The 15,945-nt window shown below is 60.7% G+C and carries 13 protein-coding genes and 1 pseudogene; 4 read left to right on the top strand and 10 right to left on the bottom strand.

The window, feature by feature from the left end:
• Positions 1 to 72: 72 nt before the first annotated feature.
• Positions 73 to 1,125, top strand: a pseudogene (locus NKH60_RS12220) (polysaccharide pyruvyl transferase family protein); the annotation flags it as partial.
• A gap of 222 nt (positions 1,126 to 1,347) precedes the next feature.
• Here the strand turns inward: NKH60_RS12220 and NKH60_RS12225 are convergent.
• The 8 genes from NKH60_RS12225 to NKH60_RS12260 form a co-directional block, all read right to left on the bottom strand.
• Positions 1,348 to 2,811, bottom strand: coding sequence for a lipopolysaccharide biosynthesis protein (locus NKH60_RS12225; protein WP_352469926.1), 1,464 nt, complete (start codon positions 2,809 to 2,811; stop codon positions 1,348 to 1,350).
• The gene (locus NKH60_RS12230; protein ID WP_352872237.1) at positions 2,808 to 4,094 is read right to left on the bottom strand and encodes a glycosyltransferase; all 1,287 of its coding nucleotides are present in this window, start codon (positions 4,092 to 4,094) and stop codon (positions 2,808 to 2,810) included. The genes NKH60_RS12225 and NKH60_RS12230 overlap by 4 nt, the downstream gene beginning before the upstream one ends.
• A gap of 72 nt (positions 4,095 to 4,166) precedes the next feature.
• The gene (locus NKH60_RS12235; protein ID WP_352872239.1) at positions 4,167 to 5,246 is read right to left on the bottom strand and encodes a glycosyltransferase; all 1,080 of its coding nucleotides are present in this window, start codon (positions 5,244 to 5,246) and stop codon (positions 4,167 to 4,169) included.
• Between the two features lie 31 nt (positions 5,247 to 5,277).
• On the bottom strand, positions 5,278 to 6,609 hold the full coding sequence (locus tag NKH60_RS12240) for a UDP-glucose dehydrogenase family protein (RefSeq protein ID WP_352448451.1): 1,332 nt from the start codon (positions 6,607 to 6,609) through the stop codon (positions 5,278 to 5,280).
• Between the two features lie 85 nt (positions 6,610 to 6,694).
• On the bottom strand, positions 6,695 to 7,561 hold the full coding sequence (gene exoK / locus NKH60_RS12245) for an endo-1,3-1,4-beta-glycanase ExoK (RefSeq protein WP_352872242.1): 867 nt from the start codon (positions 7,559 to 7,561) through the stop codon (positions 6,695 to 6,697).
• 131 nt (positions 7,562 to 7,692) lie between these two features.
• Positions 7,693 to 8,094 (bottom strand): hypothetical protein, encoded by a 402-nt coding sequence (locus NKH60_RS12250; protein WP_352469921.1) that lies wholly within the window; start codon positions 8,092 to 8,094, stop codon positions 7,693 to 7,695.
• A gap of 269 nt (positions 8,095 to 8,363) precedes the next feature.
• Positions 8,364 to 9,386, bottom strand: coding sequence for a glycosyltransferase family 2 protein (locus NKH60_RS12255; RefSeq protein ID WP_352469920.1), 1,023 nt, complete (start codon positions 9,384 to 9,386; stop codon positions 8,364 to 8,366).
• A gap of 455 nt (positions 9,387 to 9,841) precedes the next feature.
• The gene (locus NKH60_RS12260) at positions 9,842 to 10,162 is read right to left on the bottom strand and encodes an exopolysaccharide production repressor protein (RefSeq protein ID WP_352469919.1); all 321 of its coding nucleotides are present in this window, start codon (positions 10,160 to 10,162) and stop codon (positions 9,842 to 9,844) included.
• Positions 10,163 to 10,720: 558 nt separating this feature from the next.
• On the opposite strand from NKH60_RS12260, the gene NKH60_RS12265 reads away from it, so the two are divergent.
• Both NKH60_RS12265 and NKH60_RS12270 read left to right on the top strand, forming a co-directional pair.
• On the top strand, positions 10,721 to 11,398 hold the full coding sequence (locus NKH60_RS12265; RefSeq protein ID WP_023676307.1) for a sugar transferase: 678 nt from the start codon (positions 10,721 to 10,723) through the stop codon (positions 11,396 to 11,398).
• A 207-nt stretch (positions 11,399 to 11,605) separates the two neighbouring features.
• Positions 11,606 to 12,817 (top strand): polysaccharide biosynthesis/export family protein, encoded by a 1,212-nt coding sequence (locus tag NKH60_RS12270; RefSeq protein ID WP_352540403.1) that lies wholly within the window; start codon positions 11,606 to 11,608, stop codon positions 12,815 to 12,817.
• A 125-nt stretch (positions 12,818 to 12,942) separates the two neighbouring features.
• Here the strand turns inward: NKH60_RS12270 and NKH60_RS12275 are convergent, their stop codons facing one another.
• Entirely contained in the window at positions 12,943 to 14,214 is a 1,272-nt protein-coding gene (locus tag NKH60_RS12275; RefSeq protein ID WP_352813839.1) for an O-antigen ligase family protein, read from the bottom strand.
• Positions 14,215 to 14,554: 340 nt separating this feature from the next.
• Between NKH60_RS12275 and NKH60_RS12280 the strand changes: the two genes are divergently transcribed.
• Positions 14,555 to 15,307, top strand: coding sequence for an SDR family NAD(P)-dependent oxidoreductase (locus NKH60_RS12280; protein WP_352872246.1), 753 nt, complete (start codon positions 14,555 to 14,557; stop codon positions 15,305 to 15,307).
• A gap of 40 nt (positions 15,308 to 15,347) precedes the next feature.
• Here NKH60_RS12280 and NKH60_RS12285 read toward each other — a convergent pair whose 3' ends face one another.
• Entirely contained in the window at positions 15,348 to 15,929 is a 582-nt protein-coding gene (locus NKH60_RS12285; RefSeq protein WP_352540401.1) for a DUF1349 domain-containing protein, read from the bottom strand.
• Positions 15,930 to 15,945: the final 16 nt, after the last annotated feature.

Genomic DNA, 15,945 nt, shown 5'->3' on the forward strand with positions numbered 1-15,945 from the left:
AACCCGCCTGCAATCCGCCCCTTCGCACCCGTCGATGGAAGCACGGGACTACTCACGAAATGAGGTCATTCCATGAAGATCGCGGTTGAAAACACCGTCTGCCTGAATACCGGGGATGCAGCGATTCTCCTGGCGATCCGCCATGTTTTCAAGACGATCGTGCAAGACGATATCCAGTTCTACGTCTTCGACAGCCAGCCGGAGGTGGCGGCGAGGCTCTACACAAGGAAAGAGTATCCTGATCTCGAATTCCACAAGCTGCTGTCGGAATCGCTGTTCCGCTACAAATACGGCAGCGGGCTGAAGAACCTGTTCAAGCCGATCTACAATCGGCTCGTCCTCAATGCCCTGCGGCGGTTCGGCACCCGCGGCGTTCTCGGGCGTTTGTTCAGCTCAAGCAATCGCCGTGGTCTCGATATCTACAAAGACGCCGACCTCGTGGTCACGACAGGCGGAACCTATCTTGTCGAGACTTACAATCTGGAACGGCGACTTAATCAATTCCGGATCGACGCGATTCTGGGCAAGGACCCCGTCTTCTTCACGCAATCGCTCGGCCCGTTCAACAAAAGTTACAATCGCCAGGAGTTGAGCCCGATCTTCGACCGGAGCCCGCTCATCCTGCTGCGCGACGAACGTTCGCGAGGCCACATTGTGGACATGGTGAAAGACCCCGGCAAATGCCACGTCGTGGCCGACGCCGTCTTTGCCCTGGCCGATACTGACAGGATCGGAAAAATTCTGGCCTCCTGCCAGTCGGCGACCGTCACCGGCCGCGTCGCCATTTCCGTCCGTCACTGGAACTATGTCAGCGACGGCGAGGGCGGCATGCGCCGCTACATCGACTCGATCCGCGCGATCGCGACCATCCTGGTCAGGGACCACGCCAAGGAGGTCACCTTCGTCTCCACCTGCCAGGGCGTGCCGGAATACGCCCATGATGATTCCAAGACGGCGCGGGCTATCGTTGCCGAACTCGATCCGGAGATCGCCAAGCATGTCAGCGTGGACGCTTCGTTCCACACGCCGGAGCAACTGATGGCACTGGTGAAAGGCTTCGACTTCGTCGTCGCAACGCGCATGCACATGATGATCATGTCGCTCTGCGTCGGCACGCCGGTGCTGCCGATTGCCTATGAATTCAAGACCAAGGAACTTGCCAAGCGGATCGGCGTCGCCGACCTGCTGCTCGACATCGACACGGTGACGCCCGAGGAAGCGAGCGCGAAGCTCGGCAGACTTACCGCCAATCTCGACCTCTATCGCAGGACGAGCCTTCAGGCAGTGCTTGAGGAGCATGCGTCGGCGATGTCGGCAGGTGAGCTTTTGAGGCCGGTGATTGCCGGCCTAGCGGGCGTTGCGCATGGCGCTGGAAAGCGTGGTGAACAGGGCGCTGCGCGACTGGCGAAGGGCGAGCATGAGGACCAGGCCGATCGAATAATTGAGGGCACCCGCCAGGACCACCGCGAGCAGGTCTGACTGGCTGGTCAGCGATGCCGGCAACTCGCGGTACACGGACCAGGCGAGCAGCGACGACGCGATGAATAGTCCCTGCATGACCAGGAAGTCGGCTGCGGTCACCGGGCCGACCCGGTGGACAAGAACGGCAAGTACCGGGACGCGCAGCACATAACCGCTGATCGCGTAGGCCGCCGCGACACCGACGGCGCCCCAGTGCAGGCCGATGATGAAGGCGGCGACCGTCGTCAGCGACGAGTAGATGCCCCAGTGGAACATGGTCTTGGTCTTGCCCTGGCAGATGAAGATCCAGCCGGTGGTGCTCGAGACGGACTGGATCAGGCTGGCGATGCCCAGCCAGGCGAAGATCGGCGCCACCGCCGTCCAGCGCTCGCCGAAGAGAAGCCCGACGACCTGGTCCGACGTCAGCGTCAGCGCCGCGATGCCGGGCATAGTGATGGCCGCCAGCATCCAATTGGTTCGCACATAGATGTCGCGAAACCGCGCCTTGTCCTCATGGATGCGACTCAGCAGCGGCACCATCACGCGTGTCAGCGGCTGGTTGATATTCTGCAGCGGAAACAGCAGGAGCTTGTAGGCGCGGTCATAATAGCCGAGCTCGATCGCGCCCGAATATTTTCCGATCAGGATGTTGTCGAGATTGCGCGAGAAGAAGTTGGCCAGATTGAAGCCGGTCAGATTGGCGCCGAAGGACAATATGTCGGTATCGACCTTCAGGTCCGGCCGCGACGGCGTCCAGCGCGCCACCTGCCATGCCGCGGCCAGCGCGACAACAGCCGAAACCGCCGGGCCAATGACCAGCGACCAGTAGCCCAGCCCCGCATAGGCGGCGATTGCGGTAGTCGCAAGTCCGGCAGCGGCGGTTATCACGTCGTTCAGCGCGAGTTGGCCAAAGCGCAAGTGACGGTTCATCAGCGCCAGCGGCACCGCGGCGAGGCTGCCAAGCAGCAGCGGCAAGGCAGAGCCGATGGTGATCCCGACCATGCGTTGATCGCCATAGAAGGCAGCGATGGCGGGCGCCAGGCATGCAACCACCACGGCACTGCCCATCCCCACCAGCGCACTGATCCAGAATACCTGGTTGAGCTGCTCGGTGCTGATATCCTTGCGCTGGACCACAGCCTGTTGCAGGCCAAGATTTTGAAGCAGCCCGACAAAGGCCACGATCGGCCCGACGGAAGCCACTAGGCCGAAATCCTCGGGCACGAGCAGACGGGCAAGCACGATGACCGAGAGAAACTGGATCGCCATCTTGAAGCCTTGCGCGCCGATCGTCACCATGCCGCCGCGCAGGGCGACGCGACCGAACTGGGGGGGCGGGTTGGCGTTCATGCCGGCTGCCTGGCTTCGGCCAGTTGAGCAACGATCTGCGCAAAACGTTCGTTGAGTACGTCCGCGTTGAAATCCTGCTCGATCTTGCGGCGCGCCGCATATGCGATGCGCTCGCATTTGTCCGGGTTCTCTGCCACCCAGACAAGCTTGCGGGCCAACGCCGCAACGTCTCGCTCCGGTGCGAGGAAGCCTGTCTCCTGATCCTCGATCAGTTCGGGGATGCCCGAGTGATAGGTGCTGACGACGATCAGCCCGGCGGCCATAGCTTCCATCAGCGCCACCGGAATACCCTCGAGATCGCCGTCTCGCGCGGCTACGCTAGGCAGCAGGAATACGTGGGCATTGCGCAGGCGCTGCTTGACCTCGGCATGCGGACGCGGCCCGAGGAAAGTCACCCGGTCGGCAATGCCGAGATTTGCGGCGAGCTTCTTCAACTCTTCCAGCAATTCGCCGCCGCCAATCACCGAATAGACCCAGTCGCGCCGCGGCAGGCTGGCGAGCGCCCGAAGGGCGAATTCGATGCCCTTCTTTTCGGTCAGCCGGCAGACCGAGATGAAGGACAGCGTGTCCCGGTCCCAGGAACGCCAATAGTAGCCGATCTCACCGGGCCGCACGCCCATATGGTGAACCATGACTTGCGCCGGGGGTGCGCCGACGCCGATCAGGGCATCGCGGAAAAACGCGTTCACCGGGAGCTGGAGAACGCCCTTGTCGAAGACAACCTTGTAGCGCGTGAGCGTGTTGTCATGCAGCGGTTCGCCGACATCGCGGCCGTGGAATATGGTCACCAGCGGAGCGGAAATCCGGCCTCGTTTCATGGCGCGGGCGACGCGCATGCCGTTATTGCCGAAATGCGCGACGATCACATCGGCGTTCTGCAACTTGCGCGCAAAAGCGATGTCGACAGCGGTCGAGAGCTTATCCCAGAACCTGCCCGACCATCTCCTGAGCGTCGGGCGAAAGCGCCCCAGCCCGCCCCACCAGCAGACGACCTTGCCAGGGAGACCCTGCCAGCGGCGATCGTCGATGTTGCTGTCCTTGCCGAAGGACGTCTCGTTGCAGACGACGCCGACTTGCATGCCGCGCTCGAGGCACCCTTCTATCTGGTCGAGGACGAAGGTCTCCGACAAAGAGGGGAACTTATCAACTACGAAGCAAATCTTCATCGAATGGACGATCTTTCGAGGCCGGTCGGCGATCTGCTCGCGCGGATGAGGGATGACGCCCGTCGCCGCCGTGCGAGGCGCCTCAAGCGTCCGGTGTTGTGCGTGTCGTTGTCCCAAAGCAGCTCCCACCCCTGGGTCAGGCGCAAAGGCAGGCTTTTGAACGACGTGGATGGTTTTGGACGAATTGCATCAGGCGGCACGCTCCAGCGCGCCTTGCCTGGCGCGGTCGAGAACGCCGAGAAAAGTCGCGAACTGGCCGTCGGGGTTCATTTGCGGCCGCTCCGAAAACAGCTGCGCCGCCGCCGACAGCCGATCGTACTCGGCCTTGTCGCTCCATAGTCGCCTGACCGCGGCGACCCAGTCGTCGAGCGGTGCGTCATAGTCGAGCACCACGCCGCCGGCGCCAATCGCCTCCGGCAGGCCGCCGCGACGGGACCCGACGACTGGAATGCCGCTGCAATGGGCCTCGGATGCCACCCGCCCCCAGGCCTCTTCCCATTTGCTGGGCGCCAGCAGGATCTTGGTGCGGCCATAGACGGTCTTCATGTCGCTGGTGCGGCTTTCCAGCCTGACGTTGCGCAGCGGGGCGATGATCTGTTCGATCTGCGCCCGATGGTCGTCGTCGAGCTTCCAGCTTTCGACGAACAGGAACGGAATTTCGGGGCATTGGCCGGCGATGCGCACGGCGAGTTCGAACCCTTTTTCGTTGTAAGGATTGATCAGCGTGACGAATTCACCGGTGGTCGGCGTGCTGTAGAGCCCGGGATTGATGGTCGGCGGGATCACGGTCGAGTCGATGCCGAACCTTTCCTTATAGGTGCGCGCAGTGAATTCGGAATTGGCGATATAAAGCGCCGAATGCAATTCGCGCAGGTCGCCGGCCAATTCGTGGAATTCGACGTTCCGCAGATAGACCACCAGCGGTATTCCGAGCGCCTGCAGCGCCTTTCCGATCGGCACCGATTTGTGGCACTGCACGACGGCGACATCGGGATCGAGCCGTTCGACCGCGAAGCGCGCCGCCTCCCAGGGAAACCATGCCCGCACGACCGGATAGCCGGGATAGCTGTCGATGACCGCTCGCTGGCGAAGCAGCTTCATCTTGGCGCGCGCCTTGAAGCCGAACATGCCGTCACCGAACAGCGCCGCCAGAACCGAGGCGTCATGACCGTGCTCGCGCAGCTGCTCGACCAGATGATGCGTGCTCGACTGAACGCCACCGCTGAACTGCGGCGTGTAGCCGTTGCCGCCCGCAAACAGAACTTTCATGGACCTGGCTCCTTGCTGGACCGCCCTAGCGTCACGCCGCCATTCTGCCGATGCTGTGGTATTCGATGCCGTGGCGGGCGATGACCTTGGGGTCGTAGAGATTGCGTCCGTCGAAGATAACGGGCGTGGTCAGCGCGTTCTTCAGCGCATCGAAAGACGGCGCGCTGAAGCTTTTCCACTCGGTCACGATCAAGAGCGCATCGGCGCCTCGCAGCGCGGCCTCCTTGGTGCCGCACAGTTGCAGGTCGTCGCGCAGCCCGTAGATCGCCTGGCATTCCTGCATCGCCTCGGGATCGTAGGCCTGGACATTGGCACCGGCGGCCCAGAGCGCTTCCATCAGCGTGCGGGCCGGGGCCTCGCGCATGTCGTCGGTATTGGGTTTGAAGGCCAAGCCCCACAGCGCAAATGTCTTGCCTTTGAGATTGCCCTTGAAATAGCGGTCCACCTTCTCGAACAGGACCGACTTCTGCTGGTTGTTGCGCTCCTCGACGGCACGCAGCAGCTTGGCGTCGAACTTGACGGCCTCGGCGGTCTTGATCAGGGCACGCACATCCTTCGGGAAACACGAGCCGCCATAGCCGAGGCCCGGATAGATGAAGTGGTAGCCGATCCGCGGGTCGCTGCCGATGCCCTTGCGGACTTCCTCGATGTCGGCGCCCAGTTGCTCGGCCAGGTTGGCCATTTCATTCATGAAGCTGATCTTGGTCGCCAGCATGCAATTGGCCGCGTATTTGGTGAACTCGGCACTGCGCACATCCATGACGATCATCTTTTCGTGGTTGCGGTTGAACGGCGCGTAGAGTTCGCGCATCACCGCCTCGGTGTCCTCGTTGCTGGTGCCGACGATGATGCGGTCGGGCTTCATACAGTCGCTCACAGCGGACCCTTCCTTGAGGAATTCCGGATTGGAGGCGACGTCGAAAGCCAGATCCTCGCGCCCGCGCGCCTTCAGCGTTGCGGCGATCCTGGCCTTTATCCTTTCGCAGGTGCCGACGGGCACGGTCGACTTGCCGACGACGATCTTGGGCTCGTCCATCTCACGACCGATGGCCTCGGCGACGGCCAGCACATATTTGAGGTCGGCCGAACCATCCTCGCCCGGCGGCGTGCCGACGGCGATCATCTGGATCTGGCCATGCTTGATCGCCGCGGCGGCGTCGGTGGTGAACTTGATGCGGCCGGCGGCATGGTTCTCCTTGACCATGTTTTCGAGCCCAGGCTCGAAGATCGGGACATGACCCTGGTTGAGCCGCTCGACCTTTTTTGCATCGATGTCGACGCAGACCACCTGATGGCCGACTTCGGCAAGCACCGCCGCCTGTACAAGACCGACATAGCCGATTCCAAAGACAGTCAAATTCATTCGGTTTCATCCCTGTTCAAGGCTTCGGGCCTGTTCGAGCTTCGGTTTTCCGACCACCTTCGGCCCGGCCGGTTCAGATGCGCTTCTAGTTTGTCTTGCATGCCAGCGATTCGGGGAATTGGCAGGGCTGGCCAAGTGCAGTGAATGCAACACGATCCACCTGCATGGTGAGCTTGCGGCCCGGATCCGAGAACGGCCCCATCCAGCCCTTCATCGTATCGCTGCCCCACAGGCTGAAATAGATCCTTTGCGAATGGGTGGGCAGCTTCGCCGGATCGGTGATCTCGTGGACAAGCTTGCCGTTGACGTACCAGCGCAGCCGGTCCCTTTCCCAGACGAATGCGTAGTCGTTGAAGGCCTTGTCGGTGCCGCCGGCGACGTCGACCAGTTTCTCGTTCTTGCCTTTGCCGGCTATGTAGGCGTTAACCTGGACCTTGGACGTGTCCTTGGTCAGCACCTCGAAGTCGATTTCATCATGCGGCTGCTTGTCGGCATCGCCGACGAAGCTGAAGAATGCCGCGTTGACGCCAGAGCCCGTGTCGGTCTTCATCCGCGCCTCGTAGGTGCCGTAGCCGAAGCGCTGCTTGGTCTGGATCTCGGCGCAGGCGAATTCGCGATCCTTCAGCTTGCGCTTCTCGAAACCGAGCGTCAGCATGCCGTCGGAAAGCCCGATCAGGCTTTTGGACCAGGTGCAGTTCTGATGCTTGCCGTTCGTCCAGCCGTCGGAAATGTACCAGCGTGCGCGACTGAGGCTGGTGAAATCATCGACAAAGGACGGCGCGGTTGGGAGATCCTGCGCGCCGGCGGGCACCAGGCCCGCAACCAGACTGCCGAGAACGACCAGCAGAAACGCGCCGTCTGAACGGAGCCGCCGCAGCTTGCCTGGGATCGGGCGCGTGAACGGGGTGCCTCCGGTTGCCGGGGCGGGCGTGCTTTTAAGACCTGCGTTCATATCAAACTCACCTTGTGCTGTGCGCCCCCAAAGCGATCGTTCGAACCGTGACGAAACAACCTGATCTTGACCTCTGTCGCTCCCAAGCTCCGTGTTGTGCCTAAAACCATTGCGCCGACCCGGGTGTTCGCTCAGCCTGTGCCGGAATCGGCGGGCTTCACAAAATCGGTCCTTATGTCGGGACCGTTCTGCCGCTTCTCTTCGAAGATTTCATCCAGCGAATGACGGAGATCCTTCATCTTCTGCATCTGGCGCGACAGCGCTGCGATGCGCCGCTCGCAATTCAGGATTGACCTGGTCAGTTCGCCGACTTCGGAAGACCTGCGAGAGGAGACCGTTCCGTTCTCCATCGCCTCAACCAGAAAGGCGGCATTGGTAGCCGTTGTCCTGTAGCGGTTCTCAAGGCCGCTCTTCTCCGCCTCGACTTCGGCCGAGATCTGGTCCAGCAGCTTTGCCAACCGATCAAGGCGCGAGGTGTCGGTCTGCGTGTCGCGCGCCGGATCTCTCGACCGGAAGCGAAAGATCGAGGCCATGCAGTCAGCGCCCCATCATCGTCGAGCTGGTGAAGGGCCTTAGTGCCCGTCCACATTCAAAAGACATTTCTTGCATCGTCCAGCTCCTCCGACAGGGTATGTCTCGGGCCAGTTCGGTTGGCCGTCCAAAATTGCTGCACCGCAACATAGATTGCCATTCCCTGCGCGCATAGGCAACCACCTAGATCGTAAACTCATGAATCTCGTTGAAATGGTGCGAGCCGACCGAAGGGTAAGGGAGTGGCTACCGCCATCGCACGTTGACGGGCCTAGCTTTCGTTGGCCGTGCTGGTTCCGGCCATGAGGAAGCGCAGCGGCGGCACATGCTGACGCTTCGCAGCGAGACCAGCGCGGCGAAACAGCGCATCCAGCTTGTCGGAGGCAACGCCGCGGACGACGGCTGTGAGGTTGGACGAGCCGGCCAAGGCGTAGGCCGCGGCCGGGGCCAACCCGCGCTCAGCCTTCACGTCTAAAAACTTCCGCAACCGGTATTTGTCGCGGATGTGCCGCTCGTGCCTTCTCAGCGCAGCCTTCGATGCCTCCGGCAAACTGTCGATCGCAAGCAGTGCCAGGTCGGCATCGGCCAGATGCTTCAGGTCCTGGGTCTTGTGCCGTCCGCTCAGCGAATCGGCGCGCACGATCGCGCCGTAGCCACAGGATTTGATGACCTTGAAGCGCGCGCCAAGGGCAACCGCGCGCGCATAGAGTTCATAGTCTTCACCCAGGCGCAGCTTCTCGTCGTAGCGCAGCCCATGCCGATCGAGGAAGGCGCGGCTGATCACGGGTTTGAGGAACCCCAGTTCCCCTCGTTGCACACGGCGCCTGGAGATGTTGGCGTCGATGAAACCCTCGAAATCGAGGAATTCCGGCTCGGGCGAGAACGGTGGAGCCACGATTTTCGAAACGTCGGTTGCCGCGTCATCCCTGACAAGCATGATGTTGTCTGCGGCGAAATCCCAATCGGTGCTGGCGAACAGTCTGTGAAACCTGCCTTCGAAAAAGAAATCATCAGCGTCCAGAATGCTGATGAACGGCGACCTGGAACCGGCAATCGCGGCGTTGCGTGCAAAGGATGGGCCGCGATTGGCGTCGAAGCGGATGACGGAAAGACGGCCCGTGCCGTCGCCGGCCGCGTGGGCGACTTTCGCGGTATCGTCGGTGGACGCGTCGTCGACGACGACAACCTCCGCAACCTCAGGCTCGCGTAATGCCGATGCAATGGCAGCCGGGATTGTCCGCGCCGCATTGCGGGCGGCGATGATCACGCAGACCTGGAATGATGTCATAGACATGCCTCTCGGTTGCAGAAGCCGTTGCGGATTTCCTCGCCCCGTCCGCTCAATGCCCCACCGCCCATCCTGAAATGCATCGGCCCAAACGCCTATGCTGCAAATGCGAAGCAAGCATCGCCAAAATCATCGGCGCCGTCCAGTTTTTCATTTTTCTGGGTGTCATGGCCCGGTTGGGCAGGCGGCGAGCCTCAATCGGGATGGCTCCAGAAATGCGCCGCTTGGCAGAGCCGTTCCTACATGCTCCATCAGAGCGCTCAACTGGCAGAAACCAGTTGCTGATCCTCGCCGACCGGACGGCGGCGGGGCGGAGCGAGCGCGTCGAGGCCCGCAGTGTCAAGGAATTGAAAGAACAGGAATGCCGACTGCCGGTGTCGTTGAGGTGAGCAATTCGTCAGGGGACCGGCGAGCTTAACCACAGGTCACATGGACATCGCAGACCGCGGCCAGGCCCGAAATCAGTGAAGGCCTCTCCTGGCGCTGAGTTTCTCGGCTTCGGCCGCTTCGTTCGAACTCAGCTTTCGTTCAGCGTCGCGGATTTTGTCGGCCGGGGTCGGGGCATTTCTGGCAACCATGGCAAAGACCAGCAGAAAGTAACCCAGTTGGATGACTATAGCGCAGCCGATGACACGAAACAGCGTCGTACCGAGCGAGGCGCCGCCTAAATAGGACCAGACGATCACGATCGCCAGCGCAAAACACATTCCGATAATGAACTTTGGCAGTGACATACCCGATAGCCCATCAACCGGCTCGGGAAAAAATGTCGACAAGCCCACCCCGAGCACCTCCCTTAAACTCTGCGAGCTTATTTAGGTTGCCCGCTTCTGGCCGGTTGCTTCCGGCCTAGCCCAATCTGTCCATAGTCCGACAGAAACAATTTGCAACTCTATTGAGCCGCGCAATAGGCGGCAAGGGCAGCTGCGCAATAAATTTTAAACGAATCCTCGGGATCGACTCTGCCATGGTGCAACGCACACGTCGGCATCACCACTGATTGCCGGATATCGACTCACTCCAGTAAGACTTATAATATTGAATAGTATTTTAGCATAACATCAGTCATTATCTTGAAATTCTAAATGACGGCAAAGCTCCACAGGAGGGTATAAAGAGCGATTCGCCTAAAATCAGCCCCAAAATAGGACTAGTTTTTCCAAAATTGCCCATAATCTGTCTCTTTTGCGACATAAAGGCGAAATTTTGTGCAGGACGAGTTTATTATTTAGTCAGTTCATGACGCGACTATTACAGCCGTCTGGGAAATTGTGTGTTGCGCTGCAACATTTTTTTGGTATCGTGCGGTAAACCATCCGTTCAACGTATGGAGTTTACGCATGAGGGACGTAGCCAAGCCGGCCGATGCGGATTTTTCGCAGGCCGGCGTCGATTTTCCGCCACCGATTGGCGGCCTGCTCAAACGCAGCTTCGATATTGTCGGTTCGCTGATCGGCCTGGTCGCTCTCAGCCCGCTGTTCGTGATGATAGCGCTGCTTGTCAGGTTTTCCGATGGCGGGCCGATTTTCTATGGTCACAGCCGGATCGGCCGCGGAGGACGGATTTTTCCGTGCCTCAAGTTCCGCACCATGGTTCCAGACGGCGAGCGGGTGCTTGCTGCCTATCTCGCCGCGAATCCGGAGGCCAACGCCGAATGGATAGCGACCCGCAAGTTGAAGAACGACCCGCGGATCACGCGCGTCGGAGCGGTGCTGAGGAAGCTCAGCCTCGATGAGTTGCCGCAGATCATCAACATCCTGCAGGGGGATATGAGCCTGGTCGGGCCTCGTCCCGTGGTGCGCGATGAGCTGGAGATTTATGGCAATTCGGCCGTCTATTATCTTAAATCGCGCCCCGGCCTGACAGGGCTGTGGCAGGTCAGCGGACGCAACGATGTTTCGTATGACAGCCGCGTCGCATTCGACAGGCACTATGTCGAGAACTGGTCGATGTTCGAAGACATCCGCATCATCATCAAGACCGTACCCGCGGTCTGGATGTCGCGAGGCTGCTACTGACGGCCGCTTGCTGGCCGTGCATCGAGGAGCGACTGTCCAGAATTCGGGCCTGGAACTCAGGCCCCTAACTCAGGCATCGGCAGCTCATCGGGCGGGGCAAACCAGATCGGAAACGCTCAGTTGAAAGCAGATATAATCGATATTTTTTGCACCGGTATTCTCTCCAGACGCATGCGGCGAGTACGGCTTTTGACGACTTGCCTTACAATGGCGACCGGCCTGACGCTGTCGCTCGCCTTGCCACAGTTTGCCTTCGCCGACGACTATCGCCTAGGAGCACAGGACAAGCTGACCATTCGCGTGGCGGAATGGCAGACCGTCGAAGGCACGTTCCGTGACTGGTCGGCCATCAATGGAGAATACACGGTCGGGCCCGCTGGAACCTTGTCGGTTCCCTTCGTCGGCGAGATGCCCGCATCCGGCAAGACGACTTCGGAGATCGCCGCATCGCTCGGCGAGGCGCTGCAGCGCAAGCTCGCTCTGGCCGACAAGCCGGAGGCTTCCGTCGAAATGGCACAGTACCGGCCATTCTACATCTCCGGCGAGGTGCAATCGCCCGGCCAGTATCCTTGTGTGCCTGGGTTGTCCGTGCTGAAAGCGATGAGCATTGCCGGCGGAGCCCGGCGGAACCCGGAGAGCGGGCAGCGCTACGACCGCGACCTGATCAATGCGAAGGGCAATTTCGACGTATTACAAGACCAATTGGTCAGGCTGACCGTCAAGCGCGCCCGCATCGAAGCGGAACTGGCGGACAAGCCGGCATTCGCGGTGCCGAAAGAGGTGGCCGACGATCCGAAGCTGCCCAGCATCGTTGCCGATGAGACGGCGATCCTGGCGGCCGACCAGAAGAAACTCAAGCTGCGCTTGCAGGCGCTCGACGATTTGAAGGCGCTGCTGCAGAGCGAGATCGATTCGCTGCAGAAAAAGATCGTCAACCAGCAGAAGCAGGTTGATCTGGCGAAGGAGCAGCTCAACGGCATCGGCTCGCTGGCGCAAAAGGGCCTGGTCGTCAACACGCGGGTTTTGAACTCGCAGCAAACCATCGCCGATCTCGAGGGCCAGATCCTGGATTACGAAACGGCGATTCTCACGGCCAAGCAGTCGATCAGCAAGGCCACCCAGGACGCCATCGATCTCGAGAATACCCAGAACTCCAGCCTCGCGACCGACCGGCAACAGACGGAAGCCGATCTCAACGAGGTGACGCTGAAGCTGAATATGGAAAAGGCCTTGATGTCCGAAGCCTTGTCGGGCAGCCCCATGCCGCAATTCTACGGCAACAACGAACCAGCGGCCTTATCATTTTCCCTGGTGCGGGTGGTCGACGGCAAGACCAGCGAAATCACCGCCGATGAAGACACGCCGGTGCTGCCAGGGGACGTGATCAAGGTCAAACCGGCGCCCCTGGCCATCCAGTAGCTTCTTTCCACCGGAGCAAAGCACCAACCCCGCAGGCAGCGGTCTGCGGGGTTTTTGCGTTTGGGATCTTATGGATCAGAAAACAAGCCGGCCTTCGGGCAACGAACCGCCTGGATCCGCCCGCTCTAGCCTCGCACGGCGTCCGGTTCCTCTAGATGGTTCACGGCGCTCCACCGGGAAGGAGCGACGGCCGGCACCCTCACCAGCTTGAAGTAGCTGTAGTACAGCAGGAACGATCCCATGATGTAGGGATTGAGGGTCTCGACCTCGACGAAGGATCGGATGAACAGAAGCACCATGACGCCGGCAAGAATCACGGAATCGGCTTGCCATGTCCTGAATATCAGCGCCGAGACATGACCCCAGAGCGTGCGCAGGATGATCAGCGAAAGCAGTGTCGCGCCGACGAAGCCGAGTTCCACCAAGGTCTCGATGTAGGTGTTGTGGAAGTGGAAGCCGCTTCGCGCGGCGATATAGAATTCGTTCCACAGCCGCTCGGCCTCGGAGAAGCCCTGAACCCAATAAGCCGCGTAGCCGACGCCGAGGATGGGCGATTGCTGCGCGGCATTCCAGCCCTGTTGCCAGAGGTAGGTTCGTCCGGTGAGCGTCGAATCCTTGCCGAAAAGGCCAAGGACAAAGTCCATCAGCCCGAGATTCAGCGCAATCACGGTGCAGGCGACCAGCCCGCCCGCACCGATCATGAAAATCACCCGGCGATGGCGGAGCGAAAGCAGCTTGCCGATGGAAAGCAGGGCGACCAGAGCGAGAACCGCGGGGGTAGATGCCATTGAAGTGGCGGAATGCGACACCACCAGCAGATAGCCCGATAGAAGGACAATCGGTACGATCAACAAACAGCTTATCCGGCCGCGCCTGAGAAAGGCGAGGTAGACAACGCAGAAATAGATGCCAAGCGATGCGACAAAGCCGATCTGGTTCTTGGAGCTGAACGCGCCGACGAAATTATACGTCCCATCGAGAACATCGTAGGAATAGCCCGCGACCTTGAGCGAGTAGAGCAGGACGACGAAAATCCCGATCAGGGCACCTATGGTCAAGGTCCGGACGCTGACGGTGCGCGCGGCAATGTAGGCGCAGGCGATATGGGAGCAATATTGGACGGCCGTTCTTGCCGTGGTGCCGGGAGCCGCCGACCAGAACACCGAGAAGCAGACATAGGTTGCAAAGGCCAGCGGAAGCCAGGCGCTGGAAGCGTGCCTTAATATCTTGCGGTAGTCGACCAGGATGAGCGGTAGCCAGACTGCATAGTAGGCCAGGATCATGGCCTGGCCGAAAATGGTCGAGTAGGAAAACGCCCAGATCGAGACGGCAACGGCAAAGCTGCCATAGACCGTGTTCTTGTCCGGATCGATCAACAGAGATTTTGGAATCTTCATCTCGATAGCGGTTTTCCGTCCTTGCAGCTCAATGCCGATTTCATGGGCCGCTCGTGGGCCGATTCGTCGGATCGATGGGAGCCTCGCCTGCAGGCGCTCGCATTGTGCAGTGCAATATAACCCATCCGGCGCAGCCTGTCACCCGGATGCCAACCGGGTGCGTCGTTCCAGCCGTTCTCTCCGTATCGGGCTCTCCATACGGGCGAGACGATTTGGCCAGAAGGCAGTGCCGTACAATTGACCGGTGCTGGCCCATCATAAGCTGTTCTGAGGTTGCAAGTCCGCGCTTGAACTTGTCCGCCGTTGACTTCACATTCGCCGCCCAGTGGGAGGAAGACACATGCCGATGAGTTTCGCGGGACGATTTGCCGGACGATCTGCCGTTATCACCGGCGGCGCCTCAGGCATCGGCCTGGCCGTCGCGCAAAGGATCACCGACGAAGACGGGCGTGTTTCGGTATGGGATCGCGATGCCGCCCAGATCGAGCAGGCCAAGGCCATTGTTCCAGGCCTGCACAGCGTGACCCTCGACGTTGCCGACCCCCTAGCGGTCGAAGCCGCCGCCGGAGAGACGATCGAAGCGCTTGGCGCGGTCGATGTCCTTGTCACCAGTGCTGCCATCACCGGACCGAACATGACGACCTGGGAGTATTCCGTAGAGGATTGGCGCCGGGTCATCGACATCAACATCAACGGCGTCTTCTTCTGCAACAAGGCGCTGGTCTCGCATATGCTCGAACGCAATTACGGCAGGATCGTCAACATCGCCTCGATTGCCGGCAAGGAAGGTAACCCGAACGCCTCGGCCTACAGCACCTCCAAGGCGGCGGTGATCGGCATGACCAAGTCGCTCGGCAAGGAACTGGCCAAGACCGGGGTGACGGTGAACTGCGTCACGCCGGCGGCCGTGCGCACCGCGATCTTCCAGCAGATGAGCCAGCAGCACATCGACTTCATGCTGTCCAAAATACCGATGGCGCGGTTCGGCGAGGTCGATGAGGTGGCGGCGCTGATTTGCTGGATCGCGTCCGAGGAATGCTCGTTCACGACGGCTGCCGTCTTCGACGTCTCCGGCGGCCGGGCGACCTACTGAGGCAGGCCGGACGCAAACCGCGCGACCGGATCGCGGCGCCTTAGTCGTGAAGCTCTCGCGAGATCGGCGGGCCGATCGAAAAATCGCTGAATGTCACCTCGAAGCCCTCGCGCTGCGGCGAACAGCACATCATGCCGACATCGACCGTTTTCGACGGGGGGAAATAGGCAAGCCGCACCGGTTTCCAGTGCTTGTCGAATGCGTCGCGATACTGGACGCGGACCGTCTCGGCATGGCGGGTCAGGCGGATCCTGACCCCGTCCGGATCGGCCGGTATGCTGGCCAGCGACCAGTCGGAGGCATCGTTGGTGACGACGACGGAAAAATACATCAGCCCGTCAGTGTATTCGATGCCGGCCTTGATCCAGTGCGTCTCGCTCAGGCGGACCATAAGCCCGGCCTGATCGTAAAGCACCTCATAGTGCCCCTTGACCGTGACTTCGGCGCTGAAATCGCCCTCGACCTCACGATAGAGGAAATGGCCATTGTCGCGCCAGAAGCCGTAGAACGTCTCGCGCCAGAAGTCGGTCTCCTCGCCGGTCCGTACATGCACCGTATTGTTGCCGAAGGCGTGGTGCGGCGGCGGATTGAGCCAGGTCAGGTCCGTATTCTCAGATGCCATCGACTTGCTCGCTGCC

Source organism: Mesorhizobium sp. M1006 (genome assembly GCF_040318825.1).
GTDB lineage: Bacteria > Pseudomonadota > Alphaproteobacteria > Rhizobiales > Rhizobiaceae > Mesorhizobium.